12 protein-coding genes are annotated in these 22,183 nt (G+C 37.6%); all 12 read left to right on the forward strand.

Annotated elements, in window-relative coordinates:
- Positions 1-10 precede the first annotated feature (10 nt).
- The 12 genes from OZP13_RS17645 (at position 11) to OZP13_RS17700 (ending at position 22,034) form a co-directional block, all read left to right on the forward strand.
- Entirely contained in the window at positions 11-1,444 is a 1,434-nt protein-coding gene (locus OZP13_RS17645) for a sialate O-acetylesterase (protein WP_281298063.1), read from the forward strand.
- A gap of 149 nt (positions 1,445-1,593) precedes the next feature.
- Complete coding sequence (locus tag OZP13_RS17650; RefSeq protein ID WP_281298064.1) at positions 1,594-3,924, forward strand: DUF5703 domain-containing protein; 2,331 nt, start codon at positions 1,594-1,596, stop codon at positions 3,922-3,924.
- Positions 3,925-4,119: 195 nt separating this feature from the next.
- The gene (locus OZP13_RS17655) at positions 4,120-6,576 is read left to right on the forward strand and encodes a pectate lyase family protein (RefSeq protein ID WP_281298065.1); all 2,457 of its coding nucleotides are present in this window, start codon (positions 4,120-4,122) and stop codon (positions 6,574-6,576) included.
- 66 nt (positions 6,577-6,642) lie between these two features.
- Complete coding sequence (locus tag OZP13_RS17660; RefSeq protein ID WP_281298066.1) at positions 6,643-8,664, forward strand: aceric acid hydrolase; 2,022 nt, start codon at positions 6,643-6,645, stop codon at positions 8,662-8,664.
- A gap of 15 nt (positions 8,665-8,679) precedes the next feature.
- Complete coding sequence (locus OZP13_RS17665; protein WP_269241437.1) at positions 8,680-9,672, forward strand: pectinesterase family protein; 993 nt, start codon at positions 8,680-8,682, stop codon at positions 9,670-9,672.
- A 6-nt stretch (positions 9,673-9,678) separates the two neighbouring features.
- Positions 9,679-10,461 (forward strand): rhamnogalacturonan acetylesterase, encoded by a 783-nt coding sequence (locus tag OZP13_RS17670; RefSeq protein WP_281298067.1) that lies wholly within the window; start codon positions 9,679-9,681, stop codon positions 10,459-10,461.
- A gap of 10 nt (positions 10,462-10,471) precedes the next feature.
- Entirely contained in the window at positions 10,472-11,422 is a 951-nt protein-coding gene (locus OZP13_RS17675) for an alpha/beta hydrolase (protein ID WP_281298068.1), read from the forward strand.
- A gap of 833 nt (positions 11,423-12,255) precedes the next feature.
- A complete protein-coding gene (locus OZP13_RS17680; RefSeq protein ID WP_281298069.1) occupies positions 12,256-15,522 on the forward strand; it encodes a SusC/RagA family TonB-linked outer membrane protein in 3,267 nt (1,088 codons plus the stop codon).
- Positions 15,523-15,554: 32 nt separating this feature from the next.
- On the forward strand, positions 15,555-17,567 hold the full coding sequence (locus OZP13_RS17685; protein WP_269241444.1) for a RagB/SusD family nutrient uptake outer membrane protein: 2,013 nt from the start codon (positions 15,555-15,557) through the stop codon (positions 17,565-17,567).
- Between the two features lie 173 nt (positions 17,568-17,740).
- A complete protein-coding gene (locus tag OZP13_RS17690; protein ID WP_281298070.1) occupies positions 17,741-19,444 on the forward strand; it encodes a pectate lyase family protein in 1,704 nt (567 codons plus the stop codon).
- 120 nt (positions 19,445-19,564) lie between these two features.
- Positions 19,565-20,236 carry a DUF3826 domain-containing protein gene (locus OZP13_RS17695; RefSeq protein ID WP_281298071.1) on the forward strand — a complete coding sequence of 224 codons (672 nt, stop codon included), beginning with the start codon at positions 19,565-19,567 and terminating at the stop codon, positions 20,234-20,236.
- A gap of 91 nt (positions 20,237-20,327) precedes the next feature.
- Positions 20,328-22,034: a polysaccharide lyase gene (locus OZP13_RS17700; RefSeq protein WP_281298072.1), complete on the forward strand. Its 1,707-nt coding sequence runs from the start codon at positions 20,328-20,330 to the stop codon at positions 22,032-22,034.
- Positions 22,035-22,183 lie beyond the last annotated feature (149 nt).

Genomic DNA, 22,183 nt, shown 5'->3' on the forward strand with positions numbered 1-22,183 from the left:
AAAAGAAGAAATGAAAATAATAAGACACATTTTTATAGTCATTGCAATGCTTTTAACAAGCTTTCAAATCAGTGCCAAAATCAAATTGCCGGCTTTGTTTTCGGATAATATGATGCTACAGCAAAAGTCCAATGCGCCAATGTGGGGTTGGGCTTCAATCAATGCAAATGTTACAATAAAAACATCTTGGAACGCAAAAATCTACAAAGTAAAAGCAGACAATTTAGGAAAATGGAAAACTGAATTGCAGACACCATCTTTTGGCGGGCCATTTACCATTGAAGTTTCGGAAGGAAGCGAAAAAGTAGTCGTAAAAAACGTTTTGATTGGTGAAGTTTGGCTGTGTTCCGGTCAGTCGAATATGGAAATGCCCTTGAAAGGATTTCAAGGTCAACCCGTAAAAAACGGCAATGAAACCATTGTAAGATCAACAAATAATAACATCCGCTTAATTACGGTTCCACGCACTACTGTTTTAGAACCTAAAGATGATTTTGAAGGAAAATGGGAAACAGCTTCTCCAAAATCAACGGCAAATTTTAGTGCAACGGCTTGGTATTTTGGTTCGCTTTTACAAGATGTTTTAAATGTTCCGGTGGGATTGATTCACGTTTCGTACGGCGGTTCGAGTATGGAAGCTTGGATGAATCAAGAAATGCTCAAAGACTTTGCAACTGCCAAAATTCCAACAACAAAAGAAGAACTGGCCAAAGATCCAAATCGTGTTCCGACGACTTTATTTAATGGGATGCTGTCGCCCGTTATTGGTTACGGAATCAAAGGCTGTATCTGGTATCAAGGAGAATCGAATTACGAGAGAGCTTCGGAATATACGGCTTTGATGAAAAAGATGGTGAGCAGTTGGAGAGGCTTGTGGAAACAAGGCGATTTTCCGTTTTACTATGCCCAAATCGCCCCGTTTAATTATGCCCAATTTCATCCAAAAGATTATTTGGAGAAATACAATTCTGCTTATTTGAGAGAAGCGCAATTGAAAGCATCAAAGGAAATTCCGAATTCGGGAATGGCGGTTTTGATGGATGTTGGCGAAGAAAATAATATCCACCCAATGGACAAGGAAAAAGGTGGAAACCGATTGGCGTTTCAGGCTTTGGCGAAAACCTACGGTATCGAAGGCTTTGAATTTGAAAGCCCAAAATACAAATCGATGGAAATAAAAGACAATGCGGTAACGGTTTCTTTTGACAATGTTGAAAACGGAATTACATCCTACGATGCAGCAGTTTTAGGTTTTGAATTGGCAGGAGAAGATAAGATTTTCTATCCAGCCAAAACGGTTGTTCGCAGAAAATCGGTGGTTTTGACTTCGGATAAAGTTGCCAAGCCAGTAGCGATTCGTTATTTGTTCAAAGATTTTGCAAAAGCAGAATTGTTTAGTGGGGGCGGTTTGCCGGTTTCATCTTTCAGGACGGATGATTGGTAATTTTATGAATTGCCTCCAGCTTTAGCTGGAGGGAACAAAAATGACAGCATTTATTGGCTTTAGCCAAAATTTATAGTTATTTGGCTAAAGCCAATTGAACATAATTTTAATCCCTCCAGCTAAAGCTGGAGGCAATTGAAAAGATTGTAATGAAAAACACAATAATCTTATTTTTTCTATTCGTAACGCTTTCCGCTAAAGCGCAACTTCCCGTGCTCGAAAATTACAATCCAATTTGGACTACTCAAAGCAACAATTCATCCGAATCGATGCCTTTGGGTGGCGGTGATATTGGGGCGAATGTCTGGGTAGAAAAAGGCGATTTGTATTTTTATTTTTCTCGTAGCGGAACTTTCGACGAACACAATACTTTATTGAAATTGGGTCGTGTAAAAGTGAGTTTAACTCCCAATCCGTTTGTAGATAATGAGGGCTTTCACCAAGAATTGGTTTTGAAAGACGGATACATTTCGATTGCTCAAAAGGATGTGAAAATCAAGCTTTGGGTCGATGTTTTCAAGCCGATAATCCATTTGGATTTAGAAAGCGAAAACCCGCTGCAAATGACGGCTTCTTATGAAAGTTGGCGACATAAAAACAGAGAGTCAAAAGGAAAAGCGAATAATGCCAATTCCTATAAATGGGCTCCGCAGGGAGAAATTATTACTTTTAAAGATTCGATTGCTTTTAAAAACAATGGAGTTCAATTTTATCATAGGAACCGAGAAAATACCGTTTTTGACGTTGCGGTAAAACAGCAAAAAATGGAATCGGTTGAAGATGAAATGATGAATCCGATTGTGGATTTGACGTTCGGCGGATTTATGAAAGGTGACAATCTCATACCGGTCGGTAATTATCTTGGAAAATATCAGGATACGGATTTCAGGGGATTCAGTCTTTCAAGCATAAAACCTTCCAAGAAACAGTCGGTAGAGATTTATTTAAACACGAGCCAATTTGATTTTAATACTTGGAATAACGGTTTGAAAATTTTGATTGCTGCAAATAAGAGTAGAGCAAAGCAAGCAGAAAAAAATACGATGGTTTGGTGGAATGAATTTTGGAATCGCAGTTTTATTTATACCCAAGAAAGCAATGTTTCGGCAAAAGATTCAGTGTATCAAATCGGGCAGAATTACCAATTGTTTCGCTATATGCTCGGTTGCAATGCTTATGGAAAATATCCAACGAAATTCAATGGTGGTTTGTTTACAGTTGATCCTGTTTTTACCAATCCCGATTTGAATTTTACACCTGATTTCAGGAATTGGGGAGGCGGGACAATGACGGCCCAAAACCAGCGATTGGTTTATTTTCCAATGGTGAAAAGCGGTGATTTTGATATGATGAAATCGCAATTGGATTATTATTTGAGCTTGCAAAAAAATGCCGAATTGCGTTCGAAAGTCTATTGGAAACACGGTGGGGCATCATTTACGGAGCAATTGGAAAATTTTGGTTTACCCAATCCTGCCGAATACGAATGGAAGCGCCCTGCCGATTATGACCCCGGAATGGAATACAACGCTTGGCTCGAATACGAATGGGACACGGTTTTCGAGTTTTGTCAAATGATGTTGCAACAGAAAGAATACGCGGGCGAAGACATCTCGAAATACAATCAATTTATCATCAGCTGTCTTCGTTTTTTCGATGAACATTACCAATATTTAGCAAAACAAAGAGGTCGAAAAGCCTTGGATGGAAACGGTCATTTGATTCTTTTTCCGGGTTCGGGAGCTGAAACCTATAAAATGGCGTATAATTCGAACAGTACCATTTCTGCTTTGCAAGTAATTACGGAAAAGCTTTTGAATCTTTCCGAAAAGGAATTATCGAAAGAAGATCTAGTGTATTTGAAGGCTTTTCAAACCCGAATTCCGCCTTTGAATTTTGGCCAGATAGAAAATCATAAAGTTTTAGTTCCTGCAAAATCTTGGGAAAGAATCAATAATACTGAAGTCCCGCAGTTGTATCCTGTGTATCCTTGGGGAATTTACGGCATCGGAAAACCTGATTTGCAAACGGCTTTGAATACTTGGAAATACGATACCGATGCGATAAAATTCCGTAGTCATATTGGTTGGAAACAGGATAATATTTTTGCGGCTCGTTTGGGGTTGACCAATGAAGCGGCGAAATACAATTTGTTGAAAATGGCCAATTCCGACCGACGATTTCCAGCCTTTTGGGGGCCGGGTTATGATTGGGTTCCCGACCACAATTGGGGAGGAAGCGGGATGATTGGTATGCAAGAAATGCTTTTGCAGGAAGCGAATGGAAAAATTTATCTTTTCCCGGCTTGGCCAAAAGACTGGAATGTGCATTTCAAATTGCACGTCAAACAAAACACGACGGTTGAGGTGGAACTCGTAAACGGCAAATTGAAAGTTTTAAACGTAATTCCCGAAGAACGGAAAAAAGATATTATAAGCCTGCTTGGCAAATCAGAAGCAGAAAAAATCAAATTAAATTAGGTTTGCCATTTTTGTGTGGTTAGACCAATAAAAAAAATAAACCATTAAGAAAATTAAGGTTCATTAAGGCTTAATTCTCTTAATTTTCTTAATGGTAAAAAAACAACACTGTTCCAGTTTCGGCTCCCTCTCCTTTGGAGAGGGCTGGGGTGAGGTTCAATAGTAATAGAGAAAAAATAAATTTAAAATAAAAAGATGAAAAAATTAGTAAGTGGTTTGGTTTTGTCAGCTATTTTGGCCGTAAATGCGCAATCACAAGCATTAAAAAGTGGAACGGAAAAACAAATCGTAAAAGTTGATTTCGATTTTTCGCAACGAAGAGTGGAAGAAGTAAATGATACTAATTATAATTCTTGGCCAATAAGCGAACAAAAGCAAGCCGAAAAATCTTTCAATAGCCTAACCTTCAAATTGAAAGGAAACTTCAATGCAAAATGGTACAAGGTGGGGATGAATGCGCCATTTTACAGCAAATTGGCTAGTGATGGCTTGGCTACAGCCGAAAACTTGGAATTAACAATCAGCGGTCTGAAAGCGGGTCAACATTCGTTGTTGACTTTTCACAACACCTTTGACAAAATCGAAGGCAAAACATTTTCTCCGGTAAAAATTTACGTGAATGGTACATTGGCAGAAACCGTTTCGCCAAGCAATCGTTCCAATTCCAAAATTGAAACCGCCACGGCCTATATTCTTTTTAATGCCGAAGCAAATAAGGATGTGGTGATTCGTTTTGAATTGGATTCAAAATCAACTGATTTTATCCAACAAATGGTGATTAATGGTTTTGAAATCGACACACCCAATTTGAAAAAACAAGCCCATACGCCAAAGCCATCAAATGCTGACGAACACGTGGTGATGGACAACAATTTGATGTTGAAATGGGAATCGGCAAAAGATGCCGTAGCGCACCAAATCTATTTTGGAACCGATAAAAATGCGGTTACAGATGCCACAGATAAGTCTCCAGAATTTAAAGGAAAATTAACCGAGAACAAATTCGATCTTGGAAAGTTATACAGTGGAACTACTTATTACTGGCGTGTGGATGAATTGGATGCCAAAGGAATAGCGACATTGGGAACCGTTTGGTCGTTCAAACCGGCGCAATTGGCTTTTCCGGGAGCGGAAGGTTACGGTCGTTTTGCCGTTGGAGGAAGAGGCGGAAAAGTGATTGAAGTGACCAACTTGAATGATAGTGGTCCGGGTAGTTTGCGTGATGCCGTAGATCAAACTATTGGTGCAAGAACCATTGTATTCAATGTTTCTGGAAATATAAAATTAGCTTCAAGATTAGTGGTGAATCAACCGTATATTACCATTGCTGGGCAAACTGCTCCGGGAGAAGGAATTACGATTTCTAGAGCACCGATTGGGCTGACTGGAAATGATGGTGTTGTGCGGTTTTTGAAAGTTAGAATTGGTGGAGGAACTACTTATGACGGAATGGGACTGACGGGTGCCAACCATAGTATTATTGACCACTGTTCTATCAGTTGGACGATTGACGAATCCTTTAGTTCTAGAGGATCACACAACATTACCCTGCAACGCACAATGATTTCAGAGGCCTTGAATGTGGCGGGTCACGACAAATATCCTGCGGGTAAAATGCACGGATATGCCGCTACCATTGGCGGCGATGTGGGTAGTTTTCACCATAATTTATTGGCTCACAACTACGGTCGAAACTGGAGTATTGGCGGAGGATTGAATGGAGATGGTTATTACGGAGGAAAATTGGATATCAGAAATAATGTGGTGTACAACTGGGGACATCGTGCTACAGATGGCGGTGCCAGTGAAGTGAATTTTGTGAATAATTTTTATAAACCGGGAGTTTCTACTGATATTTTTGTGGCCTTGAATGCACAAATTGAAGGCGTTGGAAAAGGGAAACAACAATATTATTTTGATGGAAACGTGATGCCAGGTTATTTTAACGAAAAGAACCAAGATAAAGGAAGAAAATTTACATTATCAAATAAAGCGACCGCAGATTATGACGTGTTTTTGCCAAAACCATTTTTCGAATCGTATGTAAACACGCAAAGTGCAGAAGCAGCATACAAAAACGTGCTTTCGGATGTAGGAGCGAATGAACCTTTCTTCGATAAACACGATATTCGTATTGTTGAGGAAACTTTGAAAGGAACTTATACTTTCAAAGGAAGTAAAAGTGGTTTGGGAGGCATGATTGACAACGAAGCCGACCAAGGAGGTTGGCCAAATTTTGCGTCTGAAACTCGTCCTGCAGATTGGGATACCGACCACGATGGATTGCCAAACTGGTGGGAAAAAGCCAAAGGTTTGAATGTGAATTCGGCTGCAAATGATTTCTCGGATGCTAATTCGGACAAGGACAAAGACGGATTTACCCAATTGGACGAGTATTTGGATTGGATGGCAAAACCACATTTTTTCATCAATTCAGGGGGAAAATTGACCTTGAATGCCAAAGATTATTTCAAGGGATACGAGAAAAAACCGGTATATGCTTTCTCTGATGTTGTTAACGGAAAAGTAAACTTGAAAGGTTCTACGATTGAATTTACAGCTGCCCAAAAAGGTTTGGCTTCGTTCAAAATAACCGTAACAGACAAAGATGGAGACACGATGAGTCGTATTATCAACGTCTTTGTGAAATAATTCCAATTTTTAACCCTGTCAGGGTTAAAAACCCTGACAGGGTTAAACTTAAAACAAAATTTTAAAATGAAAAAGCATTTAATTCTATTATCAACGATACTTTTTTCAACCGCTTTTGTGGCGCAGAACAAAGGCTTGGTAGCCAATTCTGAAAGTCCTTATTCCAAATTGCAAAGCGTGAATTTGCAAGATGTGCAATGGACAAACGGTTTTTGGAAAGAACAATTTGATGTGGAAACCAAAAATACTTTGCCTTATATGTGGGATTTGTATCATAATGATTCGATTTCTCACGCCTACAAAAACTTCGAAATTGCAGCTGGCGAAAGCAAAGGAACTTTCAAAGGGCCTTCTTTTCACGATGGGGATTTTTACAAGATTTTCGAAGGAATGGCGGCCACTTATGCCGTTACGAAAGACAAGAAATTGGATACCGAAATGGACAAAGCTATCACACTTTTCGCCAAAACACAACGCAAAGACGGCTATTTGCACACGCCGGTTTTAATTGATGAGCGCTGGGGAACTTTGGGGCCTGAAGAAGTGAAAAAACAACTGGGTTTCGAGAAATACAATATGGGACATTTGATGACTGCGGCTTGTATTCATTATCGTGCCACAGGAAAAACCAATTTTTTGAATGTTGCCAAAGGCGTGGCTGATTTTCTGTATGATTTCTATAAAAAAGCATCGCCGGAATTAGCCCGAAACGCCATTTGCCCTTCACATTATATGGGAATTGTCGAAATGTATCGCACAACCAAAAACCCAAAATATCTGGAATTGGCGAATAATCTAATTGATATTAGAGGAACCACGAATGACGGAACCGATGATAATCAGGACAGAATTCCGTTTAGAAAACAAACCACGGCAATGGGTCACGCCGTAAGAGCCAATTATTTGTACGCAGGAGTTGCTGATTTGTATGCCGAAACGGGAGAGAAAAAATTATTGGACAATCTGGAATCTATTTGGGATGATGTGACTTATCGTAAAATGTACATCACGGGAGCTTGCGGTTCTTTGTATGATGGGGTTTCGCCAGACGGAACTTCGTATAATCCAACCGATGTACAAAAAATTCATCAGGCATACGGAAGACCTTTTCAATTGCCAAATGCCACGGCGCACACAGAAACCTGTGCCAATATTGGAAACGTTTTGTGGAATTGGAGAATGCTTCAAATCACGGCTGATGCCAAATATGCGGATATCGTGGAATTGGCCTTGTACAATAGCGTTTTGTCAGGGATAAGTTTGGAAGGAAAGGAATTTTTCTATAACAATCCGTTGAATGTTTCCAAAGATTTACCTTTTAAACAAAGATGGAGCAAAGAACGCGAAGGCTATATTGCATTGTCGAATTGTTGTGCGCCAAACGTGACAAGAACCATTGCCGAGATCAGCAATTACGCTTATAATTTTTCGAAAGAAGGATTGTATGTGAATTTATACGGAAGCAACAATCTGAATTCAACGACACTTAATGGAGAAAAAATTGAAATCGAACAGCAAACCAATTACCCTTGGGATGGAAAAATAACCTTAAAAATTGTAAAAGCTCCAAAAGATATTTATGCTTTTTTCTTGCGAATTCCGGGTTGGAGTCAGGGAACAACAATTGCAATCAATGGTAAAAATGTTGATGATGCAATTGTTTCTGGTTCATACCAAAAAATAGCACAAAAATGGAAAAAAGGAGATGTCGTTGAATTGAACATTCCGATGCCTGTTGAATTGATGCAAGCCAATCCGCTTGTAGAAGAAATCAAAAATCAAGTTGCCGTGAAAAGAGGGCCAATTGTGTATTGTTTAGAATCAAATGAGCTTCCTGCTAACACTAAAGTTAATGATGTTCTTTTGAATGTGAATTCTAAATTCACTACCGATTTTATTAAAATAGACAATCGAAATTTACTCAGCATTAATGCCAGTTCGTCAATTGCTCCAGATAATTCTTGGGATAAAAAGTTATACCAACCCATTCCTAAAGATGAGGGTAAAACCTATTCCATAAAATTAATTCCTTATTTTGCGTGGGGAAATCAAGGCAAAGGCGAAATGTCGGTTTGGTTGTCGCATTAATATAATTTAAAAAATATGAAAAAAATTGTAACCTTATTTTTGATCTTTAGCTCCATTGTTTTATCTGCTCAAACTACTGATAATCGCTTTGAATTGACCGTTGCGCAGGACGGTTCTGGAGATTTTAAAACCATACAAGAAGCCATCAACAAAGTCAGAGACCACGCCGAATTTAGAGTTGTAATTACTGTAAAGTCGGGTGTTTATAACGAGAAAGTAGTTATTCCAGCTTTCAAAAGAAATATTACTTTGAAAGGGTTAGACAGAGAGAAAACCGTTATTTCGTATAATGACTATTCTGGAAAACCATTCCGTGGAATTGATGTTACGGGTGATGCTAAATTCAGTACTTACACCTCATACACTTTGTTGATTCAAGGAAATGATTGCACAATTGAGAATTTGACCGTCGAAAACACGGCAGGAAGAATAGGTCAGGCAGTAGCTTTGCACACAGAAGGGGACAGAGTTTCAGTGACAAACTGCTCCATTTTAGGAAATCAAGATACTTTGTATTTGGCCAAAGGCGGAACCAGAAATTATTTCGAAAACTGCTACATCAACGGAACTACCGATTTTATTTTCGGTGCAGCAACTGCTTATTTTTATAATTGTACTATCGAAAGTTTGACCAATTCCTATGTTACGGCAGCATCAACCACCAAGCAAGATGGGTATGGATTTGTTTTCGTGGATTGCAAACTTATTGCAAAAGATGAAACCGTAAACAAAGTTTTCTTGGGAAGACCTTGGCGACCTTATGCACAAACTGTTTTTATCAATACAGAAATGGGAGCACATATTGTTCCGGAAGGTTGGAATCCGTGGAAAGGCGACAAGAATTTTCCAGACAAGGAAAAAACCGTGTTTTATGCTGAATATGGAAGTAAAGGTGCAGGAGCAAAAGATTTAACGGCTAGAGCTTCTTGGTCACACCAATTAAAAAAAGCCGATCTTAAAAAATACGATTTGCTTAAAGTGTTGAATGGTTGGAATCCTAAATTATAGATTAACATGAATAATTTTAAAGTTGTATTAATTGCTTTTGTCTCCATGCTGGTTTTAAGCGCCTCTAGTCCAAAATCGAAGGTAACCACAATTTTCTTGATTGGAGATTCCACGGTAGCCGATTATTCTTTGGAAGACAATTATCAAACCAAGAGATTTCCTTTGGTAGGTTGGGGACAAGTGTTTCAACCGTTTTTCCAAAAAGACAGTTTGAAATTGGTCAAGAATATTTTGGGAAATGCCAAAGAAATAAAAATCGACGATAGGGCAAAAGGAGGTCGAAGCACCAGAACCTTTTTTCAAGAAGGACGATGGGTTACGGTTTATAAATCCTTGCAAAAAGGAGATGTCGTGATGATGCAATTCGGACATAACGATGGTTCGGTAGAAAAAACCGAGCGTTATGTTGACATTCAGGGGTATAAAGAATTCTTGAGACTTTTCATCAATCAAACCCGTGAAAAAGGAGCAACACCAATAGTGATGACGCCAGTTGCCAGAAATTATCCTTGGAAAGATGGCAAGCTGACCAATGTGCACGGTGAATACCCGCAAGCGGCAAAAGACGTGGCAAAAGAACTCAACGTGAAATTGATCGATTTAAATGAATTGTCTATGGAATTCTTCAGTGGCAAAGGGCAAGATTTTGTTACAAAAACGTATTTTATGAATTTTGAAGCTGGTTTGTATGAAGCTTATCCCAATGGTCAAAAAGACAACACACATTTTCAAGGTATAGGGGGAAAGGAAGTGGCAAAATTGGTCTTTGATGCAATGAAAAAGTTATAAAACATCTAATATGCAGCGACTTAATTTAATTTTCATTCTATTTTTAGTTTCTGCAGTGGCGTTGGCGCAGCAACCAATTCCAAGAGATACTTCTTTTACTATTCAAAGCACTTTTGTCAAAGAAAAAAAACACAGGCCTTACATAGAAATTGCTCGACCCGAAATGAGTGATGGGGTTGTTTTTCTAAAAGACCAAGTCTATAAAAAACTGGGAGAAAGAACATTGACGGCCGATGTTTATTACCCCAAAAAGAAAATAAAAGGAAATTACCCGGGCGTGATTTTGATTCACGGTGGAGGTTGGCGATCGGGCGATAAATCCCAAACCACTTCTATGGCAATTGCTTTGGCAAATGCGGGTTATGTGGCAGCTTGTGTAGAATATAGACTGTCTTTGGAAGCCAAATTTCCCGCTGCCGTGTACGATGTCAAATCGGCGATTAGGTGGATGAGAGCCAATTCGAAAAAGTTCCATCTCGACTCCGAGAAGATGGCCACATTGGGAATGTCGGCAGGAGGACAATTGGCAACTTTGGTAGGTTTTACCAACTTCAACAAAGAGTATGAAGACGCTACAGGAAACCCAAAACAATCCAGTGCAATTCAAGCGGTAGTAAACATTGACGGAACCTTGTCTTTTCATCATCAAGAATCACGGGAAGGCACGGCGACTTCATTTTGGCTAAACGGCACTTTTGAAGAGAATCCAAAGGTTTGGGAATCCGCTTCACCATTAGATCATGTTTCTAAACAAGCTCCACCTATCGTATTTATCAACAGTTCGATTCCAAGATATCATGCAGGAAGAGATGATATGATCAAAAGATTAAATTCATTCCATATTTATTCAGAAGTGCACACCTTGCCAGACACTCCACATCCTTTTTGGTTTTTCAATCCTTGGTTTACTCCAACGGTAAATCATGCGGTTCGTTTTCTGGATCAAAGATTTAAGAATTAGTGAATTGAAAATTCATTTTTGTCAAATGAGATGATTTTGACAGAAACAGCTCGATAATTACTCCAAAAAAACTCTCGAATCAGGGTTTTTACGATTCCGTTCAGCGACCAATTCTTGAGGCTGTAAAAAATGCTTTAATTGCTTGCTTAATCGTTAAAGCAAAACTGTAAGAATTTACTTTTTTAGCAAAAAAAAATGCTATTGAGAATGAATTTTAACACTTTTTAATTAATCAGAAATTACTATCTTGAAGTTGTGAATTGAGACGACATTTTTGTCTTTTTTTGAAATAGTTGTTTTTAATTAATTATTTATTTAATTTTTTTTAATTTGCTGTAAATAAGTGTTTTGTATGTTTTTTTTTGGGTTGAATGAAATGTTTTAGAACAAAAAAGGCAAGATTATAATGAAGAAAATTGATTTTGTTAATTTACTTTAATGATTTAGATTTAGCTTTTTCTATTGCCAAAAATGCATCTAAAAAATCATTTATTATCTGTTCTATTATGATTTTTTTGTATTTACCTTAACAAAATTTGCAAATACTGACTTAAAATTAATTATAATTAGTATTTCCTCTATATTTTTTGTTAATTTTATTTTTGAGCTGTTTTTTTAATAATATGATTTATTTTTTGCTACTTTTATTTCATAAAAATACCGAACCAGCATAGTGCAGGATAGTTTCGATTAATTGACCTAATAAATTTGGCTCAAATATGATAATTGTGTTTTTCACATTTATTTTTTTCGAAACAAATCCGAAGGGATGTTTAACCGGTTTTTATATTTTTACTAACTAAACTAACTATTAATTTTAACTTAAAACACTTATGAAACAAACTATTAAACAGGTGTGTGGTGTGCTGTTATTTGCTCTGTTGAGTTTGTCGGGCTTTGCCCAAAAAACGAATGGAGATAAAGTAATCATCACTGGGAAGGTAATCGATAACACGGGTGCTGGTGTACCTGGAGCAAACGTTGTCGAGAAGGGAACAAAAAGCAGTACGGTTACTGACTTTGACGGAAGTTATAAAATAACCGTGAATAAAGGAGGGGTTCTTGTTTTTGCTTTTGTTGGAATGGACAAGGTGGAAAGAGCCGTTGGGAATAGTGCCGTTATTAATGTAACAATGAAGGATGAGGCAACATCTCTTAAGGAAGTTGTTGTTGTGGGGTATGGTACTCAGAAGAAAGCTCACCTTACCGGAGCTGTTGGAACTATCCCGATGAAAGATATTGAAAATATTCCAACAGGTGATGTAGGTGCTGCGTTGCAAGGACGTGTTATTGGGGTTTCGGTTTCTGGAGGAGCAACTCGACCAGGTGTAAAATCTACATTAAAAATTCGTAACCCAATGTCAACTGCTAAAGATGGTGGTACAACTGCGCCTTTGTATGTAATTGACGGAGTTTTGCAAATTGGTGCTGATGGAACAAATGATACTACTTTATTTGACAATATCGATTCTTCTGAGATAGAAAGTTTGTCTTTCCTTAAAGACGGTTCTGCTGTTGTATATGGTGCAAGAGCCGCTCAAGGGGTTATTATTGTTACAACTAAAAGAGGTAAAATTGGTGCTGCAAAATTCAGCTACAGTGGTTCTTATGGTGCAAATGATGAGGCTTTTAGGACAAAAATGATGTCTGCTTATGATTTTGGTAACTATATTAATATTGCCAATGGTCCTAACGGAGCCAACAAAGGTGTTGAGAAAGATTATTATTTTACACCTGATGAAATGGATTATTTTAAAACACTTAATTATAATCCATTAGAAGAAGAGTGGAAACCCTCATTCAATTCGCGTCATAATCTAAATATTAGTGGTGGTACCGAAAAAGCAACTTACTTTGCAGGAGTATCTTATTATACCCAGAATGGTAATTTAAGTACCTTGGATTATGAAAAATGGACTTACAGGGCGGGTGCAGATCTTAATATCTCGTCTAGTTTGAAAGCAGGTTTGCAATTGTCTGGTTTTTATTCAGATAAAACAAAAACTTTCAACAAAATTGGTGGTGAGAATGACGAAAATGATTATAGAACTTTATTAAGTGCTTTGCCATTTATGCCTCAATACATTAATGATTTGCCGGTTCTGGCCAATACAACCAATGCTTTGTCTCAATATCATTATGGAGAGATACAACGTCTTGGAAATTTAGCTACAACTAATAGTAGTAATATGACTTTGAATATGTATGTTGACTACAAGGTACCAATTGTAAAAGGATTGTCACTTAGAGGTTCTTATGCTCGTAATATGGGGAATAGTAGAGGTACTCAGGTAGGAACAAGTTATAGATTGTATCAATTTAATCCTAGTACAACATTAAATGATGCTGGATTACCAATTGGTGGAGTAAATGGTCATATTATAAATGAAACTTCTACTGTTAAATCTAGTGCTTTGTACAAAAACGGTGACCGTTTGTATTATGACAACAATAATTCATTATTAACCCAAACCAACTTTACTGCTACTTACAATCGTGACTTCGGAAAACATAGTTTTAGTGGTTTATTCTCTATCGAGAAATCTGAATCAGGAAGTACTAAAGAAGTTGTTTTCAAAGAAGGTGTGATAGCAAGTACAAACGGACAATTTGGTTCAGCTTTTGGAGCAATATCAGGAAGTACTTCTAAAAGTGAACAAGGTTCATTAGGTTATATCGGAAGGTTTAATTATGCTTACGGTGATAAATATTTAGCAGAGTTATTGGTTAGAACAGATGCTTCTACCAAGTTTGCACCGGGTTATTATTGGGGAACTTTTTACTCTTTATCTGCTGGTTGGGTAATTTCTAAAGAAGATTTCTTCAAATCATCGGTTATCGATTTCCTTAAAGTAAGATATTCTATTGGTCACCTTGGAAAAGACGATACCAAAGCTTGGCAATGGAGACAAAGATATACCTATCAAGATGGTAAAGGGATTGTGCTTGGTGAATCTAACAATGGAGTTAATAGTTCAACAGGTATGAAAATGGAAGTATCTCCTAATCCAGATGCACATTGGAGTGATGAAATAAAAACCAATTTCGGTCTTGAAATGAAGTTTTTGGATAACAGATTGTCATTTACAGGAGAATCTTATTACAATATTGGAACTAACGTGTTTATGGAAAACACGGGTAATGTGCCTTTCACAGTTGGAGGAAGCGTTGCAGCTGAGAATTTTGGCTCAATCGATACTTTTGGTTACGAACTATCTCTTGGGTGGGATGATAGAGTAGGTAATGATTTTCAATATGGAATAGACGTTCGTTTTGGTTGGGCTGATAACAAAGTGGTTAAAGGAAATTATAATGCTGAGGACATCTTGAAACCTTGGAATCCAAAACCTGGTCAGTCAACTGATAATGGAGTTTGGGGATATGATTATCTTGGGATGTTCAAAACTCAGGCAGATATAGATGCTTATGTAGCTCAATATAATATAACAGCTGTTAAAGATATTGCTGGTAGTGTATCATATGCACCATCTCAACTAAGACCAGGTATGTTGTACTACAGAGATGTTAGGGGGGCTTATTTAGGAAACGGACAATTTGCAGCTCCAGATGGTATTATCGATGTAAATGACCAAATTCAATTAGCAAAAAGAGCAAACACTAAGTATGGCGCTGGAACTACTCTAAAAGTTGCTTACAAATCATTTAGTTTAAATACAGTAATTAATGCTTCTTTCGGAGGCGGATGGTCTGAGGTTGATACTCAAACTAGAAAACCATTATACAATCAAATTTCTCGTAACTTTGATAGCAGACCGGAAATTTGGAATAATATTTACGACCCAACTCTTAATCCTAATGGAACTATGCCAAACCCTTATTGGTCAGCTATTAATATGGTTCCTACATCTACTTTTTGGTCAAGAGATCCATTCCGTATCGAATGTAGAAATATTACATTGGCATATAAATTTAATGAAAAAGTATTGGATGCAATTAAAATTAGTAACTGTAATTTGAATTTAGTAGTAATGAATCCATTTAATCTTTATAATCCTTTTGGTTATAAAAATCCAAATGGAGCTTACGATACTTACCCTGCGTTACGAACAGTTTCTTTGGGACTTAATATAGGATTCTAATTAGAGATCAATTAAAAATTAAAACTATGAAAATGAAAAAAATAAAATATATAGGGTTGTTTACTGTCCTTGCAACATTTTCTCTAGGAAGTTGTAATGATGATTTCCTAGCTGAGAAAAAAGATTATGCTGGTGTAAACGAAGAAGTTTTTCAAGATCCTATTCAGGCTCAGGCATATGTTGATTATGTTTACAGTCAATTTTTACCAGGTGATAATGCAGTTACTTCCACTTGGGATCTTGCAGCAGGAGCATCGGATGATTTTGCACAAACTTCTGAAGAACTTGCTGGTGAAGTAAACTTCAACAAACCTTGGACATCAATTGCTCCTACTGGAGCAAACTGTTTGACTTATTTGGGTGCTAGAATGTCATCTAGTGTTACAAATAACACTTGGACAAGATTGAAACAAATCAATCTATTCCTTGAGAATGTTGAAAAATATGGAATGGATAAAGCTACAAAGGACAAATTAAAAGGTCAGTTGTACTTCTGGAGAGCTTGGCAATATTTTGATATGGTGAAATTATACGGAGGAGTTCCTTTGGTTTTAACACCTCAAAACCCAATTTTAGATGAAGCATCAAACAATCAAGTTCCAAGAAGTTCAACTTCAGCTTGTATTGAGCAAATAGTATCTGACTTAGATATGGCAAAATCATTATTGCCAGTTAAATGGACAGGAGCTGATTATGGAAGAATTGGTGGTGCAGCAGTAGCAGCTTTCAAAGGGCGTGTATTGTTGACTTGGGCAAGTCCTCTTTTTAACCCAACTGATGATACACAACGTTGGCAACGTGCTTATGATGCTAACCTTGAAGCGAAAACACTTTTAGAAGCTAATGGATTCGGTCTTGAAGCAAATTGGGCTACAATGTGGACAAAAGAAGGTAGTGCAAACAAAGAAGCGGTTATCGTTTATGGTTATAATACAGTGCCTACTCAAAATTTAGAGAGAAATAACGGTTCCGAAAGAGCTTGTCGTTCTAAAGAATCACTAGGAGCGGGTTCAATTTCTCCAACTAAACAAATGGTGGATGCATTCCCGATGGCTGATGGTCAGGATATTACAAATTCGTCTGCAGCCTATCCTTATTCAGCAGGGAAATTCTTTAAAAATAGAGACCCAAGGTTTTATAGCACTTTTGCTTATAATGGAGCGAAATGGCCTTATGCCGAAAATCCTAATTTCAAACAATGGACTTATAGCTGGTATGATAAAGCACCTGCTAACGCTACCACAAATCCAAATAAATTTACGGAAACATTAGGAGCTAATTCAAGTGGGATCTATTTGAATAAAGCAACTTCTGCAACAGCAAGTAATGCTAATTCTGGCTTTGCATATAGTGGAACTGATTATATGGAAATGCGTTTTGCTGAAGTAGTTTTAAATTTAGCTGAGTGTGCAATAGGTGTCAACAAATTGACCGAAGGTAAAGACTTGATTAAATCAATCAGAATCCGTGCAGGAATAAAAATCGGAGATGGTCAATACGGTTTGGCAACTGCTACAACTAGAGATCAGCTTTTTGCTGCAGCATTAAAAGAAAGAAAAGTAGAATTTGCTTATGAAAACAAACGTTTTTATGATTTAAGAAGATGGATGCTTTTTGAAAATGGTGCTACAACAGCAAGATTGGGTGTAGCTCCTCTTAACGGAACAAGAAGAACTGGATATTTTATTGTCGCCAAAAAAACCGACGGTACTAAATATGTTCACGCATCGGTAGATCCATTCTTGGCAAATGCGGCTGGAGTTGCTCCAATTGTAAATAGAGATCCAGTTTTTCCTTATACAATACCTCCAACAGGAAAAAATCCAGGCACATCAATTACTAGCTATGAGGCTTATATGGATTATTTGTATGACAATTATTTTGATGTAGTAGAAAGAGATAATTTAGATCCAAATACTAACAATTGGAAGTTTTCTTGGTACAAAGAATACTACTATTTTGGTATTTATCAATCCTTGTTAGATACAGCTCCTTATTTGGAACAAACCAAAGGTTGGGGTGGTACTTTCGATCCACTTAAATAATAAATGTTAATTTTACAATTATTAATGATTATGGCATCATATTTGATTTTATCCCAACGAAATCAAGGGTTCAGTTATCCAATTAATATTAATAATTAGTTATAAAAAATCACCTGTATTTCAAAAAATACAGGTGATTTAGTTATAGCACAAAACGAAAATCAAAAATTACCATGAAAAAATCTATTTTGTTTATTTTAGTTCTACTTTTTTTAGGGAATGCAAAAACTTTTGCGCAGTACCCAAAATTGAGTCCTGAAGTACAAGCCAAAGAAAAAGCAATCAAGGACGAAGCCAACAAACTTTCGGACGAAGCTTGGGAAAAAGCACTAGTCATTATCGAACAAGAAGCCAAACAAGGCAAACCTTATATTCCTTGGGCCTCTAGACCAAACGATTTGCCGCAAGCATCAATTCCAGCTTTCCCTGGTGCCGAAGGTGGAGGAATGTACACCTACGGAGGTCGTGGTGGAAATGTGTACACCGTTACCAGTCTTGAAGATAGAGGGCCAGGAACTCTGAGAGAAGCCTGCGAACAAGGAGGAGCCAGAATAGTGGTTTTCAACGTTTCTGGAATTATCAAAATCAAAAGTCCTTTAATCATCCGTGCGCCATATATCACAATCGCAGGTCAAACTGCTCCCGGTGATGGAATTTGCGTGGCTGGAGAATCTATTTGGATTGATACTCACGATGTAATTATACGTCATATGCGTTTTCGTAGAGGAGAAACTTTTGTTGGTCGTCGTGATGATGCCATCGGAGGAAATCCAGTGGGGAACATCATGATTGACCACGTTTCGGCCACTTGGGGATTAGACGAAAATATGTCTATGTATCGTCATATGTACAGTCCAGGCGCTGGTTATCCAGACGAAAAGAAACCGACTGTAAACATTACCATTCAAAACAGTTTGTTCGGAGAAGCATTGGACACTTACAACCATGCTTTTGGTAGTACTTTAGGTGGAGAAAATTGTTCGTTTATGCGAAATATGTGGGCAAACAATGCAGGTAGAAACCCATCTATTGGTTGGAATGGTATTTTCAATTTTGTGAACAATGTGGTATTTAACTGGAGCAATCGTTCTATTGATGGTGGAGATTATACGGCCAATTACAATATCATCAACAACTATTTCAAACCAGGGCCTGTTACCAATTTGAAAGAACCTATTAGCTATAGAATCTTAAAACCAGAATCAGGAAGAAGCAAATTGCCTTATATGGTTTATGGTAGAGCACACGTTGTGGGTAACATTGTAGAAAACAACGAAAAAGTGACCAAAAACAACTGGGATGGTGGCGTTCAAATCGAAAACAAAAAAGGCGAATTGATGACTTACGAAGAGTCTAAACCGTATTTCGACAAAATGAACAGCGACAGACCTTTTCCAATGCCTTGGTTTAAAAACATTTTGAAAGCGGAAGAAGCTTATGATTTTGTACTAAAAAATGTGGGAGCAACTTTGCCAATCAGAGACAAAGTGGACGAAAGAATCGTGAGAACAGTAAAAACGGGAGTTCCTGAATATGCCAAAGGATTGGAGAAAAAAGAATTTTACCAATTCGAACACCGTCGTTTGCCTGCAGATTCATACAAGCAAGGTATCATCACCGATATTTCGCAAGTAGGTGGTTACCCAGAATACAAAGGAAAACCTTATGTTGATACCGACAAAGACGGAATGCCGGATGCTTGGGAGAAAAGATACGGACTGAATCCAAAAGATCCATCGGATGCCAAAGGAGATTTAAACAACGATGGCTATTCCAATATCGAAGATTACATCAATGGGAATAACCCTGCGATAAAAGTAGATTGGAAAGATTTAGCCAATAATAAAGAAACATTGGTTAGACCTTTGTTGGATTAAGGTTTTAACCGCAAAGACACAAGGTCGCAAAGAAATAAGTATAACAATAATCAAGTCTCGGCTCCTCCTTTGGAGAGGGCTGGGGTGAGGTTTTATACTTTCAATCATAAAATTTTTAAGATGAAGTCAATAAAAAAAATAAGTCTGTTGTTCCTGCTTTTTGCTTTTTGCAAACTAAGTGCTCAACAGCATGCAGATCCAGAATACATCAAGGTTACCAATGAAAGAGCGGCGAAAATTGTCGAAAAACTAGCCTTGGGAAATAAGGAAAAAGAAGCGTCCGTGACCAATATCATTGCACAACAATTCCGTGATTTAAGCAAAATACAAGACGCAAGAGATGCCCAAATCAAGAAAGTGAAAGAAGACGCTACTTTGTCTAAAGAAAAGCAAAACGCGGCTGTTGAAAAATTGAAAGCCGACGCAGAAAAATCAATCGATAAATTGCACAAATCCTATTTAAATAAATTAGGAAAGCAAATAAACGAAGCTAAAATTACCGAAGTCAAAGACGGAATGACCTATGGCGTTTTGCCAATTACTGTTGATGGTTATAACGATATGTTGCCTAATTTAACTGAAGCACAAAAAAAATACATTTATGATGCTTTGGTCGAAGCCAGAGAACACGCAATGGACGGTGGTTCATCCAAAGAAAAACACGCTTGGTTTGGTAAATACAAAGGAAGAATCAATAATTATTTATCGAAAGAAGGATACGACTTGAACAAAGAAAGCGCAGATTGGCATAAACGTTTGGAAGAACGCGAAAAAGCTAAAGCGGCTAAATAATTTACTAGTGATTAGCTTTTAGTAATTAGCTCTCAATATCAGCTATTCACTAAAGTCTAATCACTAAATATAACTCTCAATAAGGATTCCAATGGGTAACATTTTACAAAAAAACAGTTTACAAAGTACGATGACGGCAGTTATTCTCTGCCTGACTTTTTCATCCGCTTTTGCCCAATATCCAGAAATTCCAAAAGAACTTCAAGCCAAGACGGATTCTATTTTGGCCAAAGAAGAAATCCGTTTGGGAGAAATCTGGAAAAATAATGCAAACATTCTTAAAGAAGAAGCAAAACACGGCAAACCTTATTTGCCTTGGGCTTCCTATCCTAAAGATTTTGTACCTGCCGAAATTCCGGCATTTCCGGGAGCTGAAGGTGGTGGTGCATATACTCAAGGTGGTCGTGGCGGAAAAATTTTCGTAGTAACCAGCTTGGAAGACAGCGGAAAAGGAACTTTCAGGGAAGCTTGCGAAGCAGTGGGTGCGAGGACCATTGTATTCAACGTTTCGGGAATTATCCACTTGAAAAACCGCATCAGTATGCGAGCGCCTTATGTGACCATTGCGGGACAAACTGCACCGGGCGACGGAATTTGTATTGCTGGCGAAACTTTAGAAATCGATACGCACGATGTTATTATTCGTCATATGCGTTTTCGTCGAGGTGCTACCGATGTGACTCGAAGAGACGATGCGTTGGGCGGAAATCCAATGGGCAATCTTATCATTGATCACTGCTCGGTAAGTTGGGGTTTGGATGAGAATATTTCACTTTACAGACACCAATTTAAAGCCAATGAAAAATCAACTTTAGATAAATTACCAGCGGTTAATATTACCATTCAAAACACCATTTCTTCGGAAGGAATGGATACTTACAATCACGCTTTCGGAAGTACGATTGGCGGATTAAATAGCACCTTTATGCGAAATTTATGGGCCGATAACATTTCCAGAAATGCTTCTATCGGAATGTATGGCGACTTTAATTTTGTAAACAACGTGATTTTCAATTGGTGGAATCGTTCCTTGGATGGCGGCGATTATCGTTCGTTGTTCAACATCATCAACAATTATTTCAAACCGGGACCAATAACCCCAACGGATCAACCCATTCGTTACAGAATCCTGAAACCAGAATCGGGTTATATGAAGCCAAAAACCTTTGGTCGTGCTTATGTTTCTGGTAATTATATCGATGGTTCTCCAGAAGTTACCGCCGATAACTGGAATGGCGGAATTCAATTGGAAGACTTTTCTTTACAGGCTTCAAAAGAATATTTGGAACTAATCAAACAGCCAAAACCATTTCCAATGCCCCAGTTTAAAATAATGTCTGCAGAAGAAGCATACGAATTTGTATTAAATAATGTTGGTGCAAACATCCCCAAAAGAGATGCCGTTGACGAACGCATTATCAAACAAGTTCGTACCGGAAAAATTGAGGTTAAAGACGGATTGGAAAATGCAATTGGGAAAGAATTTATCAAAAGAAGATTGCCTGCCGATTCCTATAAAAAAGGAATCATCACGCATCCAGACCAAGTGGGCGGTTATCCAGATTACAAAGGAAAAGCCTATAAAGACTCGGATAATGATGGAATTCCTGATGCTTGGGAAATTAAATACGGCTTGAATCCAAAAGACGCCTCCGATGCGAACAAAGATTTGAATGGCGATGGTTATACCAATTTGGAAAAATATTTTAACGGTATCGATCCAACTAAAAAAACAGATTGGAAGAAAGCCGAAAATAACATTGATACATTGGCGAAGTCCAAAGGATTATTGCAATAAAATTTTAAATTTATACCTGGAAGGTTTCTAAAACCGGTCAGGTCTAAATTATAAACTCAAATAATATTTTAAAGTGAATTTTATCCAACTAAAAAATATAATTTCTTTCCAAAAAGGTAAAATGATTTTGTCTGCTTTTGCTTTGCTTT

This window comes from Flavobacterium limnophilum, from assembly GCF_027111315.2.
Classification (GTDB): domain Bacteria; phylum Bacteroidota; class Bacteroidia; order Flavobacteriales; family Flavobacteriaceae; genus Flavobacterium; species Flavobacterium limnophilum.